The sequence below is a fragment of the Hyella patelloides LEGE 07179 genome (assembly GCF_900659865.1).
GTDB lineage: Bacteria > Cyanobacteriota > Cyanobacteriia > Cyanobacteriales > Xenococcaceae > Hyella > Hyella patelloides.
In genome coordinates, this window is the sequence record NZ_LR213889.1 from 1 (window position 1) to 19,790 (window position 19,790).

Annotated in this window: 22 protein-coding genes; 17 read left to right on the plus strand and 5 right to left on the minus strand. The window is 38.2% G+C overall.

Translation table 11 applies throughout. The annotated features are described in order from the left end of the window. Positions 1–161: ISAzo13-like element transposase-related protein (locus tag H1P_RS18445; RefSeq protein ID WP_425461544.1), on the plus strand; the 161-nt coding region annotated here is incomplete at its 5' end. A gap of 46 nt (positions 162–207) precedes the next feature. Here H1P_RS18445 and H1P_RS18450 read toward each other — a convergent pair. After that, a complete protein-coding gene (locus tag H1P_RS18450) occupies positions 208–1,947 on the minus strand; it encodes a peroxidase family protein (protein WP_246141796.1) in 1,740 nt (579 codons plus the stop codon). Positions 1,948–2,073: 126 nt separating this feature from the next. Continuing rightward, positions 2,074–2,976: a hypothetical protein gene (locus H1P_RS18455; RefSeq protein ID WP_144870058.1), complete on the minus strand. Its 903-nt coding sequence runs from the start codon at positions 2,974–2,976 to the stop codon at positions 2,074–2,076. Positions 2,977–3,615: 639 nt separating this feature from the next. Here H1P_RS18455 and hetL point away from each other — a divergent pair. Together hetL and H1P_RS18465 are read left to right on the plus strand one after the other, a co-directional pair. Beyond that, positions 3,616–4,320, plus strand: coding sequence for a heterocyst differentiation pentapeptide repeat protein HetL (gene hetL / locus H1P_RS18460; RefSeq protein ID WP_144870060.1), 705 nt, complete (start codon positions 3,616–3,618; stop codon positions 4,318–4,320). A 104-nt stretch (positions 4,321–4,424) separates the two neighbouring features. After that, on the plus strand, positions 4,425–5,312 hold the full coding sequence (locus H1P_RS18465; protein ID WP_144870062.1) for an AlbA family DNA-binding domain-containing protein: 888 nt from the start codon (positions 4,425–4,427) through the stop codon (positions 5,310–5,312). Between the two features lie 91 nt (positions 5,313–5,403). Here H1P_RS18465 and acsF read toward each other — a convergent pair whose 3' ends face one another. Further along, a complete protein-coding gene (acsF, locus tag H1P_RS18470; protein ID WP_144870064.1) occupies positions 5,404–6,462 on the minus strand; it encodes a magnesium-protoporphyrin IX monomethyl ester (oxidative) cyclase in 1,059 nt (352 codons plus the stop codon). 152 nt (positions 6,463–6,614) lie between these two features. Here acsF and hemF point away from each other — a divergent pair, with 152 nt between their 5' ends. The 8 genes from hemF (at position 6,615) to H1P_RS36260 (ending at position 12,641) form a co-directional block, all read left to right on the plus strand. After that, on the plus strand, positions 6,615–7,643 hold the full coding sequence (gene hemF, locus H1P_RS18475) for an oxygen-dependent coproporphyrinogen oxidase (protein WP_144870087.1): 1,029 nt from the start codon (positions 6,615–6,617) through the stop codon (positions 7,641–7,643). 136 nt (positions 7,644–7,779) lie between these two features. Beyond that, positions 7,780–8,532: a biliverdin-producing heme oxygenase gene (locus H1P_RS18480; RefSeq protein ID WP_144870066.1), complete on the plus strand. Its 753-nt coding sequence runs from the start codon at positions 7,780–7,782 to the stop codon at positions 8,530–8,532. 81 nt (positions 8,533–8,613) lie between these two features. After that, positions 8,614–9,150, plus strand: a complete 537-nt coding sequence (locus H1P_RS18485) for a GNAT family N-acetyltransferase (RefSeq protein WP_144870068.1) — start codon at positions 8,614–8,616, stop codon at positions 9,148–9,150. Positions 9,151–9,180: 30 nt separating this feature from the next. Next, the gene (locus tag H1P_RS18490; RefSeq protein WP_144870070.1) at positions 9,181–9,843 is read left to right on the plus strand and encodes an MBL fold metallo-hydrolase; all 663 of its coding nucleotides are present in this window, start codon (positions 9,181–9,183) and stop codon (positions 9,841–9,843) included. Between the two features lie 65 nt (positions 9,844–9,908). Then, entirely contained in the window at positions 9,909–11,021 is a 1,113-nt protein-coding gene (locus tag H1P_RS18495; protein ID WP_186376029.1) for a saccharopine dehydrogenase family protein, read from the plus strand. Positions 11,022–11,204: 183 nt separating this feature from the next. Next, positions 11,205–12,059: a restriction endonuclease gene (locus tag H1P_RS18500; RefSeq protein WP_144870074.1), complete on the plus strand. Its 855-nt coding sequence runs from the start codon at positions 11,205–11,207 to the stop codon at positions 12,057–12,059. An 80-nt stretch (positions 12,060–12,139) separates the two neighbouring features. Beyond that, positions 12,140–12,370, plus strand: coding sequence for a hypothetical protein (locus H1P_RS18505; RefSeq protein WP_144870076.1), 231 nt, complete (start codon positions 12,140–12,142; stop codon positions 12,368–12,370). Between the two features lie 124 nt (positions 12,371–12,494). Continuing rightward, positions 12,495–12,641 (plus strand): hypothetical protein, encoded by a 147-nt coding sequence (locus tag H1P_RS36260; RefSeq protein WP_186376030.1) that lies wholly within the window; start codon positions 12,495–12,497, stop codon positions 12,639–12,641. A 7-nt stretch (positions 12,642–12,648) separates the two neighbouring features. On the opposite strand, the gene H1P_RS18510 is transcribed toward H1P_RS36260, so the two are convergent. Continuing rightward, complete coding sequence (locus H1P_RS18510; protein WP_144870078.1) at positions 12,649–13,116, minus strand: Dps family protein; 468 nt, start codon at positions 13,114–13,116, stop codon at positions 12,649–12,651. Positions 13,117–13,637: 521 nt separating this feature from the next. Here H1P_RS18510 and H1P_RS18515 point away from each other — a divergent pair. Continuing rightward, positions 13,638–14,714: an NAD(P)H-dependent flavin oxidoreductase gene (locus tag H1P_RS18515; protein WP_144870080.1), complete on the plus strand. Its 1,077-nt coding sequence runs from the start codon at positions 13,638–13,640 to the stop codon at positions 14,712–14,714. Between the two features lie 7 nt (positions 14,715–14,721). Continuing rightward, complete coding sequence (locus H1P_RS18520; RefSeq protein WP_144870089.1) at positions 14,722–15,297, plus strand: NUDIX hydrolase; 576 nt, start codon at positions 14,722–14,724, stop codon at positions 15,295–15,297. 10 nt (positions 15,298–15,307) lie between these two features. Here the strand turns inward: H1P_RS18520 and H1P_RS18525 are convergent, their stop codons facing one another. After that, the gene (locus H1P_RS18525; protein WP_144870082.1) at positions 15,308–15,682 is read right to left on the minus strand and encodes an ArsR/SmtB family transcription factor; all 375 of its coding nucleotides are present in this window, start codon (positions 15,680–15,682) and stop codon (positions 15,308–15,310) included. Positions 15,683–15,887: 205 nt separating this feature from the next. Here H1P_RS18525 and H1P_RS18530 point away from each other — a divergent pair, with 205 nt between their 5' ends. The 4 genes from H1P_RS18530 to H1P_RS39905 all read left to right on the plus strand — a co-directional run. Continuing rightward, a complete protein-coding gene (locus H1P_RS18530; protein WP_144870085.1) occupies positions 15,888–16,574 on the plus strand; it encodes a 3-dehydroquinate synthase family protein in 687 nt (228 codons plus the stop codon). Positions 16,575–17,140: 566 nt separating this feature from the next. Beyond that, positions 17,141–17,674, plus strand: coding sequence for an MFS transporter (locus H1P_RS18535; protein WP_222427115.1), 534 nt, complete (start codon positions 17,141–17,143; stop codon positions 17,672–17,674). Positions 17,675–18,351: 677 nt separating this feature from the next. After that, positions 18,352–19,512 carry a phytase gene (locus H1P_RS18540; protein ID WP_186376031.1) on the plus strand — a complete coding sequence of 387 codons (1,161 nt, stop codon included), beginning with the start codon at positions 18,352–18,354 and terminating at the stop codon, positions 19,510–19,512. A gap of 50 nt (positions 19,513–19,562) precedes the next feature. Next, on the plus strand, positions 19,563–19,790 hold a 228-nt coding region (locus H1P_RS39905), incomplete at its 3' end, for a cellulose binding domain-containing protein (RefSeq protein ID WP_425461545.1).

Below are 19,790 nucleotides of genomic sequence, written 5' to 3' on the forward strand. Positions count from 1 at the left end.
TGAAATGGAAAGGTTCTTCTCCCAAAGTTGAGTTAGTCACCAAAACTTATGAAACAGGGATTAAACTAACTAAAGCCGAAATGCAAGAGATCGAAAATCAAATTCAGAGATTACCTGAATTAGGGAAATGGTTTGTTGATATTTATCATGACTGGTTTTGATTTTGGAATGATTTTTTCTTTGCTACTCCCTTAGAGAAAGTAATGTTTAATTCAATTTTCTCCAGGGTTGAAAGCCATTTGCCACTCCATATAAAGCTGGTGCGAGTTCTGGATAATGACGGCGGATTACTGAGACAAAACTGTGGTTGTCAATCCAGTCTAGACCAAATTGTGTATAAATTTCAGCCCGATAATCTTCAGTAAAAAAGCGATCGCTTTTGAGTCGTCTTGAAGCCATCAGAATAAATACCCGAAAAGCAGTATCGCTAAAACCAAAGCCATCAGGTAAATCTTCGGCAAATAAACCCACCATCAAGTCCACGCGATCGATATCGTCGTGATAGATTTCACTAAGTTCTTTCGCCCATTGAGGATTGCTGGTAATCTCGGCAAAAGATTTAACTTGCTCTCTACCAATAAGCTCTCGGAAGCGATTATAGCGCGGGACACCTCTTTCTCTGTCTCGCAAGATATCGACCGCAGCCAGATCGAAGGCATCAGTACCATCCTCTTTAATTAGAGCGCGTAAGAAATTAGGATAATTATGCAACGTCAAAGCACCAGGATGCATCATGCCGAAGGAGTAAAATAAATCCTCCATCGACACAGATTGCATAAAGCTACGGGTACTCTTACCAAAAATCTCTGGGAACTCTTTGGTCGTTAAATGTTCGCCATTGCCGTGAGCATAAAAATTCAGCTCATCGGGAATTAAAGGATGCATTCGATATACGGAAACAAATTCTTCTGTAAGAGAGTAAGGTGCTACATGATGGTCGGTGGTCGAACCAACAATACCACCCAGGATTTCGCTATCCCCGAGACGACTAAGAAGATTTTTAAAATCCTTACCCAGAATACCCCACCAGTTAATATTCATCGCGATCTGAGTAGTGGGATTGGGCAAAATTGCTGGAGTCCACTCTACAGTATGAATTTTTGCCAACAATGCAGCATTAATAAGTCTAGCTTTGTCAAAAAGCTGTCGATCGTTCCAGTCGGGATATATCTGCTTAAGGCGATCGCAAATAGTATTATGTTCCTTGATAAACAAGGTATGAAGCATACTCAAACCCGTCCACCAGCTACCTGTTGAACCAGCAAAGCCCACCAGGTCAATACCCTGGCTATCATCTAATGGTAAAAACCCATCTTCTTCAATGAGCATTTTGCCATCCTGATGAGTACGTAGACTGTCAATTGTATCCTCGTCACTACCATAAAGCTGGGAAGCATCCCACCAATGGGTAACATGATTGATAAAGGTTGCGGGGTTAGTATTTTCATCATCGCGAGTATGGTCTTTTAGAGTTTTAGGAACTTCTAAAATGTCATCTGAGCCACTTTCGGGAATTGAAAAATTATTATCAGGCTGGTTATTGCCGTGAGTAAACCAGTCATGAGTTTGAAACTGAATCCAGGATGCAGCATGGAGATTGAGAATAGTTGCAGGAATAAATTTATCTCGCTTCAGCAACACTTTACTTACAGTACGAGGATTTGGTGTAAGTAAATTTGGCTCGTCTACCTTGGCATCTTTTAAGGGTATATTACGCCCCAAACGAGTCCCCACCATACCCATCTCTGGATGTTCCAAATCATTGTAACTGCCATCAGCAGTACGAGCTACTAAATGACGATTATCTGGACTAGGAGTAGGTTTTGGTAGTTTACCTTTGTCTGGTACTTGGGAAGTGTCGTGAAGATTTTTTTCTCGTAAAGCATCGCGAAATTGAATTAATTGTAATAAAGCTAAGGGAGTGGGGAACTTATGCCAGGGAATCATAAACACGATTATTTCTCCTTACATTTCAAAAAACATTTTTTTTTATAGTGATATTGAGCGATCAAACTCAGAGGACACAATCAAAAATCAACAAGAAATTCTTGGTCATCTATGTGATAGGTAAACTTATTCTTCTACCTGCAACTCCTGCTGCAAATCGTTCATAAAATTTAAGAAAAAGTCTTTAAACACACAGCCTCTTTCTGATGTTCCAGTACCAAAAGTAAACCAAATATCCTTGGTTTCGGCAGCAGCTTTAGCAATTTGCAGAATTACAACCGTTTCTCCTGGGATTGTGGGATAAGACAACATACCATCAAAAGTAGATGCTCTTACTGCAATTCTGGGTACTTGAGGAGTGGGGGCGTACTCGGTAAATATATCTTCAACTGACCGATTGAGGTTGTTGTTTAAAGTTTTTAAAGAGCCTGCGGTTGCCTGTACGACTTCCCCAATATTGTGTCCCACATCTAAAAGATGAACATCTTGGGCAAGACTATGTTGACAGTAATTCATAATTTCCTTTTGGGATTCCACACCCTTGATATACTGCCAAGGGAAAACAGCTTCACTAAATTTCTGGACGGTATATTTGGCTGCTTCGGTAATTTCCGTGGGAATTTCTGCTTCAAAAAATCTCTTATTAACAACCTGTACCATTTCATGAGCTAAAATCTCATCTGAAGCATTGGTTCTTAATAATTGAGCAATTTTTCTGACATCATCCTGGCTATAACCTGTAGCTGTTTTTTCCTCTAAATAAGCTCGTCTTGGTAGGTATGTGGGATTAGAACTAGATTCAAAAGGGCAAAACCATAAATCTCGCTCATCGTCATGAAATTTGGTCGAGCGAAAATATAACTGCACCCATAACGGTAGGGACTGAGTTTCGTAAGAATGCAATCGATCGACATCACCAGAATTTTCGATTTGTTTAATCTGGTTTGAGTCTGAAACAATGATAATATCTAGTAAAAATGGGATGTTTATTCGCAGAGGATTAAATAAAGATTGAACGGAATTTAACATTGTTATTCATCCTGTTATTTATGAATTACATGAATTTAATTGACCTGATTGTCTGCATTGATAGATACGTTTCGCTGTTGAAAATTTGAAGACTATTGAAACTATAGCGATCGCTGTAAATACCAAAAAGTAAGTTAAGCTTTTGTTATACCGATTACTCTTTTAAACATACCTCTCTTTTTGAGCTATTAAAAAAAATTGATTTTCTTTGATTTTTTTAAGTTGCTTTTGTGCTCTCTGGGAATAATCTGTCTTTTCTTGTTGTCGAGCAAGTTCTACTGCTTGTTGATAAGCTTGAATCGCGTTTGATTTGCTTTTTTATTGTAGATATATAGCTCTCATTGTTTGGGATTAGAACTGTTCATTTATGCTGGATTCCTAAACGAAGAAAAGCGGTATTGACTGGGAAAATTAGGTGATGTTGCTTATCTGTGTTTAGATGTTTAATCCAAACTCATACTTATTGATAAATATACCAATCACTAGATCGTGGATTTTTTCATTGTGTTACTACTATTGACGGATGTAGATGCGGTTTACCATAACTGGGATACTCCAGAAGCACAACCAATCGAACCTTATTAATTAAGTATTAAGTACGAACTATCTTAATAACGTTACAAAATAATCTAAAGTAGGATGGAAGTCAATAAATTTTTACAACGATACAGCGCAGGGGAAAGAGCTTTTCCGCAGACAAATCTACGAGAAGCGGAATTAGTTAAAGTTAACCTCAGCAAAGTAGATTTAACCGCAGCAGATTTACGACAATCACGATTAGGAAGAACTAATTTAAGTGGTGCTTGTTTACGCAAAGCAGATTTGAGCGAGTCAATTCTCTGGGGTACAGATTTAACTAAAGCTGACTTAAAACGAGCATTATTAAGAGAAGCCGATCTTAGTGGTGCGATTTTAACCAAAGCAAATTTAAAACGAGCCAATCTAACTAAAGCGATTTTAAAAGGTGCAAATCTCAGCAATGCTAAACTTTCTGAAGCTTTAATGTGGGAAGTCGATCTGCGTCCTACTGCTGATTATCGTACTAATTTGAGTCATGCCGATTTGAGTCATGCCGATCTGAGCTACGCTAATTTTAGTATGGCAATTTTATATCAAGCTAACTTAGATGGTGCTAAACTTTGTCGCGCTAATTTAAGTGCAGGAATGGGATTAAATACCGATCTGACAGAGGCTAGTTTACAAGGTGCAGATTTGAGCTATGCCAATTTCAGTGGTGCGATTTTGTCTAAAGCTAATTTACTAGATGCTGATTTAACAGGAACAAACTTTGATGATGCGGATTTGACAGAAGCAATTATGCCTGATGGTAGTGTTTATAAATAAGATTGAAAACGGGCGATCGCGCTTAATCACACACAAGTAACTATATCTGATAGCGATGTTTATAATAGTGCTTTGTTAGTGTTCAGCTCGATTGCTAGAATTTCATGATTAATTTAGAAGAATTATTAAATCGAAAAGAATCTGAAAGTTTAGATTTTAAGCAACAGTTTCACCAAAATAACTTGAAATTGCTGCATGATATTCTTTGCTTGACGAACGCATATATAGAAGAGGATAGATATTTAGTTTTTGGTGTTACAGATGACAAAAAGATTATAGGTGTGCAGTCCGATCCTAATCGCAAGACTAATGCTAATATTCAAGATTTTATCCGTCGAAAAAATTTCAACCGCATTCCTACTATTAATCTTGAAACTATTCCATATCAATTTAATAGTATTGAAGTAGATATTTTAGTTATTAAAAATCGACCAGATAAACCGTTTTTTATTACAAAAGATTATACGGATCAAGGTAAAACAATTCGTGCAGGAGTAATATATACACGCTTAAGTGATACAAATATTCCACTTCAAGAGTCTGCGTCTGAAGAACAAATTGAATTAATGTGGCGCGAACGCTTTGGATTCGGTTTACCACCTTTAGAAAGAATGAAACGACTGTTAGACGATTTTGAAGATTGGATTAGTATCAATGAAGATGTCCAAATCTACCACAAAATATTTCCAGAATTCACAATCCGTAAAGGCAAAATAATTAAGGGGGATTTCCATGAATTATGGACAGATCGATTTTCAAATCCCAATGCTCATAGTTTTGAAGTTGAACTTAGGTATTTTGAAACATTGATTCACAAGGAAACTTTTGTAATGTGTGATGGTGGTCATTATCAAATTCCTTTACCTGAAATTGACACCTCAAATTCAGACAGCAAGTATTTCATTCAAAAAGATAATTTTGCTTATAAAATTGCTAAAATTTTTTATCCTATTGATGATGCTATCAAAATAGCCAATATAAAATTAATTTAAGTAAATATTACTTTGTGAACCTATACAGAGATAGGAGAGAAACATTGATTACTCTCCTCTTTTTTCATTTATGCACGTTGCCGTTGCCTTTCTAACGCACTGTACCCCGTAAAGACTCCGCATCAATTGGTTTAATTAAATACAAAACTAACAAATCCCAGAAGATTCCAGCAATTAAAGGTAACTTACGGAAAAACTTAACTATTTTGGGTGCATTACTCGATTCAATAGCTTTCATCTTTTCATTGCGATCTGCACAACGTTCTAATCGTTTAAAAAACTGAGGATGATCCACATTTAGAATAGTAGGAAAGGCTCTAGCTGAGGTTTCATTAGTTTGACGAATTACCTCGCGATCGTATTCTTGAGCATCCAAGCCCACAGATTCGTAAAAATCAGCCCGCTCGTGTACGGTTAGAGTATGGGTAGCAAATACGGATAAGAGGAAGAAACGCGCCCATAATCTGCTTTTCCAACCTTGCCACATCGAGGGTTGCGATCGCAATAAAGCCTTAAAGATATCTCCGTGACGATTTTCATCCTGACACCAACTTTCAAACTTTTTAAAGAGGGGATAAAACTCGTATTCGGGATGTTTTTCTAAGTGGCGATACATCAAAATATAACGCCAGTAACCAATTTTTTCAGAGAGATAAACGGCATAAATCACCCACTCTGGTTTAAAGAAAGTATAGGTGCGATTTTTAGTTAGATATCCGAGATCGAGGGAAATATTAAAATCGCTCATGGCTTTATTGAGAAAACCCGCATGACGTGCTTCGTCTCGCGCCATTAGGTGAAATACTTCTGCCAAAATCGGGTTACGATTTTTCAAATTACGGGATAATTCTTTAAACAGCAGAAAACCAGAGAATTCTGAAGTACAAGAACGTTCCAAGAAATCTACAAACACGCGACGGGTATTTTTATCGATGTGATCCCAAGATTGTTTAAAATCTTCATCCCGTAAAAAGTGATCTCGATTATAGTCTGCTCGCATCTCTGCAATCATTGCTTTTAATTCTTCTTCCTGAGAAGAAATATCCATATTGGCGATCGCATCAAAATCTGTCGTGTAAAAGCGAGGGGTCAGCAAAGTTTCTTCTGTAGAGGTTTTTTTAATAGCAGACTGGGAAACAGTAGTAGTCATAATTGCTTGGATGTATAACTAATTAGTGATGAACTATATTTTATCTATCAATCTGCCTATAAAAACCATAAATTTTTGTAAATCTAGATTTTAAGTTCAATATATTCCTATATAGTTAAATATCGTAGATTAAAATGAATCGAAAAATTGTAATGAGTATTCAAGCAGCTAGCAAGGTTGTAACCGAGAGTCAAAACCTACCCCCTACAGATTCTAGAGAACGAGTTAAACAATTTGTCCAGAAATTACAAGATGATATTTGCGCTGGTTTAGAACAACTCGACGGTAAAGCTAGCTTTAGAGAAGATAGTTGGCAGAGAGAAGAAGGCGGTGGCGGACGTTCTCGTGTCATCAGAGATGGGAGAGTGTTTGAACAAGGTGGCGTTAACTTTTCGGAAGTTTGGGGCGATACTCTTCCTCCTGCAATTCTAGTACAGCGTCCCGAAGCAGCAGGACATGGGTTTTACGCTACAGGCACATCGATGGTACTTCATCCCCGCAATCCTTACGTTCCTACCGTTCATCTTAACTATCGCTACTTTGAAGCGGGTCCCGTTTGGTGGTTTGGTGGCGGTGTGGATCTCACTCCTTACTATCCTTTTACTGAAGATGCGGTGCATTTTCATCAAACTATTAAACAAGCTTGCGATGCTCATCATTCAGAATACTATCCCGCTTTTAAACGCTGGTGCGATGAATACTTTTATTTAAAACATCGTCAAGAAGCACGAGGTATTGGCGGTATCTTTTTTGATTATCAAGATGGCAATAGTCCCCTTTATTTTGGTCCCAATCCTAATAGTTCTGCTGCTGAATACAGTAATAAAGTCGGTAAAGTAGCTCGTAATTGGGAAGAGTTGTTTGCCTTTATCCAAAGTTGCGGTAATTCTTTCTTACCCGCTTATGTTCCTATCGTAGAACGCAGACAAAATACTGAATACGGAGAAAGAGAAAGAAATTTTCAACTCTATCGTCGCGGACGCTATGTCGAGTTTAACTTAGTTTATGATCGCGGTACAATTTTCGGCTTACAAACCAATGGACGCACCGAATCAATCTTAATGTCTTTACCGCCCTTAGTGCGTTGGGAATATTGCTATCAAGCCGAACCAGGAACACCAGAAGCCAAGTTAACAGAAGTATTTCTCAAGCCCCAGGATTGGATTAATTATCAGGGATAAGGAGATGAGGTGTCGAAGAGTAAAGTAATAAGTAATAAGTAGTAAGTAATAAATAATAACTACTAAAACCTAAAACCTGACACCGAATAACCAATGACTAATGACAAAGAACAAATAACTAATTTAGGAGATATTAATTATGAGCGATCTAGCTAGTCAACTACGGGAAGGTACAAAGCAGTCTCACACTCTGGCTGAAAATACCGCATACATGAAGTGTTCTCTCAAAGGGATGATACAAAAAGAACCCTTCCGTAAATTAATTGCTAACTTATATTTTGTTTACAGAACTTTAGAAGCAGAACTATTACGTCATCAGGATCATTCTGTAGTTGATTCAATCTATTTTCCCGAATTAAATCGCCAAGCTAACTTAGAACAAGATTTAGCCTTTTATTATGGTGAAAATTGGCAATCAGAAATAGCTTCTTCAGAAGCAGGTAAAACTTATGTAGCTCGTCTTCAAGAAATATCTAACAGCGAACCTGCATTATTAGTTGCTCATTCTTATGTGCGCTATCTGGGCGATCTTTCTGGGGGACAAGGATTAAAAAGTATTGTTCGTTCTGCATTAGAACTACCATTAGATAAAGGAACGAGATTTTATGAATTTGATACATTTGCTTCGGTAGGTGAAATCAAAGAATTTAAAGGAAGATATCGCAATGCATTGAATTCTTTACCAGTTGATGCTCAGTTAATTGAAAAAATTGTCGCTGAAGCGAATAATGCTTTTGCTCTCAATCGCGATGTAATGCACGCTTTAGAACCAGAAGTTAAAGCAGCTATTGGGGAAAATTTGTTTGCCAAAATTATCAGTGAAGAAAAATTAGGAAGTACGGAAAGCTCTTCAAGGGAGAATCCTGAAAATTTAGCTACAGTTGAGTAAGAACCACTAATAGAGCGAACGCTGATACGTTGTTAGCTTCAAGCTTCTGTATGGCAATAATTACAAGATCGGGAGAAATCAATGTATATACGAGAGGCTTCTGATTCAGATCTAAACGAAGTATTGTTGATAGAACGTTCAGCGTTTGGTCAGGATCAAGAGGCTGAACTGGTAAGAGAACTTTTAGGCGATTCTAGTGCCAAGCCTATTTTATCTCTGCTTGCTTTTAAAAGCGATCGCCCTGTGGGACATATTTTATTTACAACAGCACATTTAACAAATAGCAAAAATACAACATCGATCGCTATTTTAGCTCCCTTGGCAATAGTTCCTGATGCTCAGAAGCAAGGAATTGGTGGTAAGCTTATTGAAAGAGGGTTACAACTTTTATCGAAATCGGGAGTCGATCTGGTATTCGTCCTGGGACATCCAGAATACTATCCACGCCATGGTTTTAAACCAGCAGGTTGTTTGGGATTTGAAGCACCATATCCTATTTCTAATGAAAATTCAGATGCTTGGATGGTTCAGGCTCTTCGTCCAAACGTTATTGGCTCTGTTTTTGGTAAGGTAGTTTGTGCTGATGCACTCAATAAGCCTGAATATTGGCGAGAATAATTTAGATAAATAGGAGGGACAGATGCTGTGATGATTAAAACCATAACTACCCCTTTTATTTTTAATATTTCTGTAAATTGCTACCTTATTGAAATCGGTGATAACTATATCTTAATCGATACGGGAATTGCAAATCAGCGCAGCACTATTGAAAAAGAACTGGAAAATGCGGGCTGCCAATCGGGAAATCTTAAACTGATTATTTTAACTCATGGAGATATAGACCATTGCGGTAATGCTTCGTATTTCCGTCAAAAGTTCAGGACAAAAATAGCCATGCATTATGCTGATTTGGGAATGGTTGAACGTGGAGATATGTTCTGGAATCGCCAAAAACCCAATCATTTGATGAGAATTATATTTGGTCTATTGTTCGGATTAAGCAAATCAGACAGATTTAAACCCGATCTGTATATCAAAGATGGAGATCATCTCTGTGAATATGGATTAGATGCCCAAGTTCTCGAACTTCCAGGACATTCAAAGGGATCAATCGGAATTTTGACAGCTAATGGTAACGCATTTTGCGGCGATCTATTGGGCAATACCGACAAGCCAAAACTCTGGTCGATAATCGACGATCGATCGGCAGCAAGTGCCAGTGTCGAAAAACTCAAAAGTTTAGCCATAAATACGGTTTATCCTGGACATGGTGAGTCATTCTCAATGAAACAGTTTAGCTATAACAACTAACGATAAATAGCTATAACCTCATAAATAGTTGGCTGCTGTCAAGACTTAAAAGGCAGGTAATTAAGGTGAAAAAGAACATAACAATACTTGTCTTAGGAGGATATGGTAGGACGGGAAAAATGTTGTGTCGGTATCTTCTCAAGGAAACCAATGTGAATATAATCGTCGCTGGCAGAAGACTCGAAAAAGCCGAAGAATTCGCTAACAAATTAAACCAAGAATTTTTACCAAATCGCATTTCTGCGCGGTACGTGAATGCTTCTAATTTAGAGAGTCTTCGCAAGGCATTTTATGACATCGATTTTGTCTTGGTAGCTGCCACGACAACAAAATGGGCAAAGCAGATCGCAGAAACGGCACTTAAAGCAAACATTGACTATATGGACATATACTTCCAGCAGGATGTATATCCAGTGCTAGAAATAATGAAGCAACGGATAAAGAATAGCAGAAGCTGCTTTATCACCCAAGCAGGATTTCATCCAGGATTACCAGCTGCATATATCCGAAAAGGTGCGCAATATTTCGATCGATACAATAGAGCGAATGTTGCCTTCGCAATGAACCTCAAGATCGATAAAGTAGATTCTATTTATGAAATCATAGATGCTTTTGCTGATTATAAACCGAAGTTTTTCCAAGATGGAATATGGAAGATTGGCACATACAAGGATGCACTCAAAATCGATCTTGGGCAATTATTCGGCGTTAAAAGGTGCTTCCCTATGGATATGAAAGAGATTGAGCCATTACCAGAAATGTTTGGTTTACAGGAAGTGGGCGTTTTCACGACTGGTTTCAACTGGTTCGTAGATTGGTTTGTATTTCCCTTAATAATGTTGTCGCAGAAGATAAAAAAAGGTTTTCTGCGAGATTTCTGGGCAGGTATCTTAACTTTTGGAATCAACCAATTTTCTCCAAAGGAAGAAGGAGTTGTCTTTATTCTGGAAGCCGAAGGGGAAAAGGATAATAAGCCCCAAAAACTCCGAATATTTTCCGAACACAACAGCAGTTATGAGTTCACAGTAATTTCGGTGCTTGCGTGTCTTAATCAATATTTAGATGGGGCAATTCGGCAGCCTGGACTTTGGATGATGGGACATATTGTGACTCCTGACAGGTTGTTTGATGATATGGAAAAAATGGGTGTCAGACATGAAATCTCCATAAATAGTTAGTTATTATCCCTTGAAGGCTATAACCCTTATTTTGCCTTCCTTGTATTAAGATTATCTATTAGACAGAAAATTTAATAGCACTGTGATTTGCTCGTGAAATTTATCTGTAACAAAAAATATTATATCTTTAGGCGTTATCGCTACTATAAAGCCCACCCAAAATCAAAGTTTCAAGTTGAAATCTTGCCAGGAATCCTTGCTAACTTTGGTGAATCGCGAGGCAGGTATCATAGTTGTCAATATCATTTGCTCCAATTGAGTTTCAGCAAGGATTTATATACAGAAGAAGTTGCAGATACTTTCTGGAGAAGATTCAAGATCCTGCACATTGATTGCAAGAGGCGTGGCAAAAAAATACCTAGAATATATAGAGTTGTTGGCAGTTCGCAAAAAACTTTTTACGGTGGATATGTTGTAATTTGTGAACCAAATCTTATAACTCGCGAAGTCTTTGTCAGACAGAATAGTTATGAATATTGGCTGGATAATTTCTACTTAAATAGTGGTTTATATTCAAATCCAGTCGATCAAAAAGAAATTATCGCAATTTTGCTCAATAAAATTTCAACAAACTCAGCTATTCTTCATGACATTCCCACAAAAACAGATTGGAGGATGTTTGAGGAAATAGTTGCTGAGATCTTCAGAAAATTTGGATATGAGATCGAGTTAACTAAGAGAACTAGAGATGGAGGTAAGGATATTATTGCATTGCGTAAGAGTGGGGATGAAGTTACAGAGCGATTAATAATTGAATGTAAGCATTGGCAATCCAAGATTGATGTCAAACCAATTCGTAATCTTATAGGAGTAGCTGTAACACAGGATGAGCTACCAACAGGTATTATTTTGGCAACAACAAGCACCTTCACCAAAGATGCAAAAGATTTAAAAATTAATCCCACGATTTCTATTAAGCTTGACCTCAAAGATTATAATGATGTTCTGAATTGGATTGGGGATTATAATGCACTCCAACTTACTCCAGCAGAAATTGAGCAATATCTTAGGGAGCATAAAGTCAAAAATCAAGAATGAATCCCGAAGCTGAAAACCTACTGGAAAACAAACTAAAAGCATAACTGCAAAATTCTGAATGGCTGCCAAAATTTAAGCAGTTGGGCGATACTTTGAGATATCTGAAAGCAGAAATTCCCTTAACTCAACTCTGCGATCTGAAGTGCAATACAGAAGATGATAGTTTGATTATTAATTGTCCGAATGAAGAGATCTGGCAAGAATTATCTCAACAGCCAGAGAAAATAGCTAAATTGAACCAAAAAGTAAATCGTTTGATTCTTAAATTTGCTAACTATCCAGAACTTATACAAACTCTCGAAACTAGCTAGATATATAAAGAAGTTATTTTTTATTAATACCCAAATGTCTTGCTGATTTTTGCTTTTGGATTTCCATCTTGGAATTTTTACTGTTATCTAAGTCTCTTATTACTTTTGAGAAATGGTATTATTTTTGATAAAGAAAATCGCGATCGCTGTTAATAACAAAGAAATAATCCGCTCATTAGTACGTTTTATTCCTATAGAAAACAATTTTTATCTAAAAGCGATCGCATTTAAGATTAATCACATCTACCATTACCGCGATCGCAAATTTTGAGTTGAACTTATTTCAACGCCCGCAGCATCCAAGCAGTTTTTTCGTGAATACGCATTCGATCGGAAACTAGCGAAGCTGTTGATTCATCATCAGCTTTCTGAGCAACAATCAGAACCTCACGACAGGTTTTTACTATCTGTTGATGACCTTGTGTAAGAATTTCAACCATATCTTTGGCAGAAGGAACACCTTCAATTTCTTTTATAGAACTTAATTCGGCAAAAGATTTATAAGTACCAGGAGCGGGAACGTCTAAAGTGCGGATTCTTTCAGCTACGTCGTCAACCGCAGTTGCCAATTCAGTGTAGTGTTCTTCAAACATCAAGTGTAACTCGCGAAATTGAGGACCAGTTACATTCCAATGAAAGTTATGGGATTGTAGATATAGAGTATAAGAGTCTGCTAGCAAGTGTTTCAATCCTTCTGCAATCTTGATGCGATCCTGTTCTTTAATGCCGATATCGATGGTACTCATAATAATTTCTCCATAGTAATTAGGAAGCTAAGAATCCCTCCTTATTATACGCAAACTGAATGTTTTAAAAAAATCTCAGATTTCGCTTGACTTTTATATAGCCATATAGTTAAATAATTGATAAGGTTATCTTGCCTTAAACAACGATTAACCTCGGAATTAAATATTATCAAGAACTAGCTTAGAACCCTGCCCTGAAGGACAGGGTTCTAAGCGACAATTGAAGTTATACACGAACGTAACGTTCACAATTTTTCCTTAGATTTAGCTGCTGGAGAAAGTCAACCTTTAGCTTTAGCTGCTCCTAGTATTCGCAGTTAATTTGCTCTCAATTGCGCTCATGCTAATTTCCTTCTAAATTTCCTCGATGATAATATAAGCAATCCAGGTTAAAAATACTTTGGGTGGCTTTTTTATAACTAATTAACTATATAATTATTAAAAATAATCTTTGTTGATATTAGTTAAACCTAACGATCGCGTTTAATACTGCTATTCACCAGCTAAATAAGAACAAAATCATGACCACACTTATACCGCTTCGTATTGGTAAACATATTGCTCCCTACCCAATTATTCAAGGAGGCATGGGAATTAGAATTTCTGGTGCTAACCTTGCTAGTGCTGTGGCTAATGCTGGTGGTATCGGCATTATTTCGGCAGTTTGCTTGGGACTCAATTCTCCTTATTACAAAAAAGGCAATTTATTTAAAGCTAACCGCTTGGCATTAATTGATGAAATTCAAAAAGCCCGCCAACTTAGTCCCCAAGGTATTATTGGCATCAATGTGATGGTGGCAGTGAGGGATTACGAAACCTTGGTACGCACTGCTGCTGAATCAGGTGTCGATCTAATTATTTCTGGTGCGGGATTGCCTTTGCACCTTCCCGAATATACAGCTAACTATCCCGATACCGCGTTAGTACCGATTATTTCTAGTACTCGTGCTGCTAAGGTGATTTGTCGTAAATGGGAACGTCGATACAACCGTTTACCTGATGCTTTTGTAGTAGAAAATCCCAATACAGCGGGGGGTCATTTAGGAGCGAAGTATCAGGAATTATCCAATCCCAAACTAGAAGCCGATCGAGTAATTCCCGAACTGTTAAAGTATCTTCGTAATGAACTAGGGCAAGATATCCCCGTTATTGCTGCGGGAGGAGTTTGGGATCGTTCTGATATCGATCGCGTCTTAGCTTTGGGAGCAAAAGGAGTCCAAATCGGTACGCGCTTTATTACTACTGATGAATGCGATGCCGATATCCGCTACAAGGAATTTCATCTCAACGCTAGTCCAGAAGATGTGGAGATTATCCCTTCTCCTGTAGGAATGCCAGGAAGAGCTTTACACAATCCCTTTGTAGATAAAGTCTTGCAAAATTCTCCAGATATAGAGAAGCGTTGTCTGGCTAACTGTTTGCAAGTATGTCGCTGTCGAGATACCCAAGAAACCTATTGTATTGTCCAGGCTTTAGATCGCGCTGCTCGCGGTAATGTAGAAGAAGGTCTGATTTTTGCTGGCACTAATGCTGGACGTTCTGAAAAGATTGTCTCCGTTAGGGAACTCATGGCAGAATTGGTAACTAATTCTCGTTAAGTAAATGATGAATTCTCAAAGTAACGAGCAACCCTGCGTCAGCGTTAGCAAGTCAAACTGGCAAACTTTAGAACGTTTTGTGGAAATCCGTTCTTCTTGGCTGACTTTAATTGGTGAAAAACTACAAGACGAACAAAAACAAATATTAGACTACTGGCGAGTCGAAAAAGCTGATTCGGTGGTTATTATCACGATGCAAAACGATCGCTTTCTCTTGCCTAAACCTTCTTATCGTCCTGGTTTGGGTCGAACTACTCTCGATTTTCCAGGGGGTAGAGTTTTACCAGAACAAACGGCTGTTAATGCTGTGCCAAATATTCTTAAGCGAGAATTAGGGATTGAAGAGTCAGAGATTACTAGCATTCATCCCCTAAATCAAACTGGTTGGGCAATTAATAGCTCTTTTTCTAATCAAACACTTTACGGTGTTGTCGCTGAAACTGTTTCTGAAGCTACAGTTAACCCTGAAAAATTAACCCCAAACATTTATCCCACTACTGCAATCGGAATCGACAACTTGCTTCGGGATTTAACTTGTCTTCAATGCCGTGCTGTCTTGTTAGAGTGGAGACAAAATATTTGATTCTCAAAATCTACTTGGCAAAAGAACTCAAAGCACTTAATCGCTTAAATTTCTCGGCTTTTTGCTGCATTCGTTCGTAAAGGCGATCGCAAACTAGCTCGCAAAGCTCAAAAATCATCGGGTCTTTAATTTCATAATAGACGGCTACCCCTTGAGGCTGACGGGATAAAATCTCTGCTTCAGTCAGCATTTTCAGGTGCTTTGACAAATTTGCCTGCCCTAAGCCAGTAGCCTCTCCAATTTCACTGACATTCATCGCTCCCTCTCTTAAGCAGCTTAGAATTTGCAACCGACTAATTTCTGAAAGCACTTTAAAATAATCAGCAACTGGAGCAAGATATTCAGGTGGCTTTGGTGTTTTTTTTCGATGGGAACTCTTGGGCATGGACGAATAAATGCTAGTTTCAACTTTATATGACTATATAGTATTTTAACAAAAAAGTAAAATAGAGAAAACTACGCCAGAGCCAATCCCATTATAGCTTCCCAGCAAGTAAGATTACTCTGGCTCAATACTAACAAATGTGTTACAAAACACATAAAGCAATAAACAAGCTGTCAATGGGAAAACAGGCAAAAATCACTTTGGCTTGTATCATGCACCTATATTTATTTGGGCAGATACCAAGTATCTCAAAACAGAACCTGCTTTTGGTCGGCGTAGTGGCATCATTGAAGGGGTTAAAAATGGATTTATTTCCGATGCAACCTTTTTGACTTACTTAGAAGGAATTCTCAATCCTGAAGTTAAGTTTACTGATGAGCAGTTAACCAATCTGGCTTACAAAGTTATTCTCTCTAAACTAGAGATACTGAAACGAGATCCCAGCGAAAAAGGTTACGGAATTACTCTCGAATACGGACATACCTTTGGGCATGGGATTGAATGGCTCAAACAAGGAAAAATGTCTCATGGCGAATCAGTTTCTTTTGGGATGAAAATTGCAGCCGAACTTGCCAAAGAACTGGGCTTAATTTCCGCACAAGATGTGGAACGTCATTATTACGTCATTGAAGAAAAACTTGGCTTTGATAATCCGTTTCCCTCAGAAATTACCCCCGAAAAACTGATGGCAGCAATGATTGCTGACAACAAAAAAACTGGACGAGATCTGCGCTTTGTCATGCTCGAAAAAATCGGTCAATGTTATAACCCAGAAGGAGACTTCTTAGCTACAGTCGATCGAGAGTTTGTTAGAAGAGTTGTTGAGTATTTTATCCAAAAACACGAACAAAGAAGAAGTGTTAAGACCTACGATATGGTTGTAGTTGGTTAGAGAACTCCACAATCCTCTTTCTCTGTGTAAGTCTTGACCACTTCTAGAAATATATCCAGCTTATCTTTGCTCTGCCAAGCTGAGATAGGCTTAGATTTCTAAGTTCAATTGTAATTAGGGATCAAAATTTTTCGCTCCAAAGTTTATTATTCTTAGTGTTTTAGTCATTAGTAGGGGCGAACAGCTATTTGCAAGTATATTGGTCATTAGAATTCCTTTCCTATCTAGAGAAGAGGTTTCTTTTGCTTTCAGTGAATTCCGTAAGGTGGGCATTGCACTAAAGCATATGCCCTAAAGGACTCACCGATGGTCGCGTAGCGGTATCCTAAAGGACTAGCTTTATCCTAAAGGACTAGCTTCGCGTCGTGCGTAGCGGTATCCGTGATAGACGCGTCGCCCACCCTTCCTATGATGTATCTACGTAAGTCTTGAGATTCACAGATTTAAAGATTTAAGCTTGTCTATTCAATTCATCTTCACTTCTTGTACCTTACCATCAACTTTATCTGTGTTTATCTGTGGACTACTGTTTGTTTTCTCTATCTACATGAATCAAGTAGAAAATCGTGAAATTATCAGTTAATCCCACTAAAAATCAATCTCCAATTCGGATCGATCGCGAGCTTAATCTTCAGATTGTCATTGGTGTAACCTTGATGGCAGTGCTAGGATCGAGTAGTATTGGTCCAGTTTTACCCTCACTAGCCCAAGAACTTAAAATTGCTCCCGAACAAATCGGACTCGTAATTACAGCCTTTGTCATTCCGATCGCCATTGGAACTCCGATCGCTGGGGTATTAGCCGATCGCTTTGGTAGAAAACAGCTCTTAGTACCTGGTTTACTTTTATTTGCGATCGCAGGTGTTCTTTGTGCCTTGGCTCCGAATTTTCGCACTTTGTTGGAATGGCGTTTTATACAAGGGATTGGTGCTGCACCTTTAGAATCTTTATCACTTACCTTAATCAGTGATTTGTATTGGGGCAAAAAACTCACCTCCGCAATGGCATTTAACGGTAGCGCGATCGGCATTAGTTTAGCCGTATGGAAGTATCTGGATTTGCCGATAGCGTACATTTTTGGATATCTTACACCTTTTTAGCTTTTATTATCCTTCACACCCTCGACCAAAAGAGATATCTGCGGGCGCAACTGCGTCGGTTTTCTAAAGCTACCCTCAGCAAAATTAGCGATCGCTAGAAATATTATAAGGAAAGAAATATTTATTGCCTGTAAACTAGTAGTTCACCAAATTAATTATGATATAAAGTTAAAGTCCGTTTGATAAATTCCAATTAAATCTCTTTGAGGGAAGTGGATTGTAACCACGAAGAAAAATTGGTAATTCTTTCAATCAATTCGGGCTGTTCTAAAATCACTTGACATCTTTTGTAGAGGACTTCTTCTAACTCTTATAAATTAGCAAAAGCCCTATTGACTATGGGGTTCATCTAGTATTGACCAAAGTCACGACAGCACAGTTGTCCTAAAGGATACCGCTTCGCATATAATTCTGGAGAGTAAGGAAGTAAAAATTCTAAATGTAATCTTACATGGCAAATTTTTCTTATTGTGAAAACTGATGTGTCAACCTGCTCCATCTACAACCAATACCTTAATCTTTATATTTTCCTTTTATTCTGAATTTAATGCAACTCATCCTCACTTAAAAAAATTGTAGCTCAATTTATTCTCACGAGAATTGAAGCTTAATCTAGTAATCGAGTAGCTGCAACTTGAGATTGCAATGTTGATAATTTGATAATAAGGAAAAAAATCATGAATGTATTTCCTACATTGGAAACTTTAGGGAAAGGAGAACCAGCTGATGTAGACGATCCAGCTATCTATCTCAACCCTGACGATCCATCAAAAAGTATTGTCCTCACAACTCTTAAGTCTGCTGGTTTAGTGGCATATGACTTAGAGGGAAACGAAATACAGAGTATTAGCCCTCCAGATACTCGCTACAACAATGTCGATATTGTTTATGACTTTAAATTAGGGGAGGAGCAGGTCGATTTAGCCGTTGTATCGGATCGCCGTAATGATAATCCAGTTATTTATCAGATCGACCCTGATACTAATCGACTAACTGATATTACCGACCCTACTGTTATTGATGAAGATTTCTCAGTCTTTGGCGTAGACAATGGAAGTAATACTGCTTATGGTTTAGCCACTTACAATAGTGTTGTCGATGGCAAATCCTATGTCTTTACCAGTCAACTTAATGGTAATCAAATAGCTCAATTAGAGTTAATTGATAATGGCTCAGGAGGAGTAGATGCCGAAGTTGTCAGAACTCTGGATGTACCAGGACCAGAAACAACAGTTGAAGGTCTAGTCATAGATAAAGAAACTGGAGAACTCTACGCAGCCCAAGAAGATTTTGGCATCTTCAAATATGACGCAGAGGTAAATGGTAGCAATGAAGCAACAATTGTTGATAGCGTTGATGGTGGCTCAGGCGAATTAGAAGATGATATCGAAGGACTAACGATGTATTATCGTGATAATGGCGAAGGCTATTTGCTTGCTTCTAGTCAGGGAAGCGATAGCTACGCTGTTTACGATCGAGAGGGTAATAATGACATTTTAGGTAGTTTTACCATTGACGATGGTAACGGTATTGATGGCACTCAAAATACCGATGGAATAGATATTATTGGTCGTGATTTAGGAGGTCAGTTTTCCGAGGGTTTATTAGTAGCGCAAGATGGTGACAACGAGAATGACACTACCAACTTAAAATTTGTCAGTTTGCAAGACCTCGAAAATGGAGTAGATTTCATTCAATTGGGTACTGACGAGTTCGATCCTCGTAATCCTCAACCTATTGACCCCGATCCTGACCCCGACCCCGATCCTGACCCCATCCTGACCCCGATCCCGACCCCGATCCTGACCCCGATCCCGATCCTGGAAACTCCGAAGTAGATTTTGATATTACTAATGATTGGGGAAGCGGTTTCCAAGGAAACATCGATATTACTAATCAGAGTGACACTCCCCTCAATGGCTGGACTCTTGAGTTTGAGTATGAGGGCAAGATTACCCAAGTTTGGAATGCAGAAATTGTCAGCCAGAATGGCAATACTTATACGATCCGTAATGCTGACTATAACGGCACAGTGGCTCCAGACCAAGAAGTTTCTATTGGTTTTCTTGGGGAAGGTTCTGTCTCAGATGAACCTAGTGTTTTTGAATTGAATGGA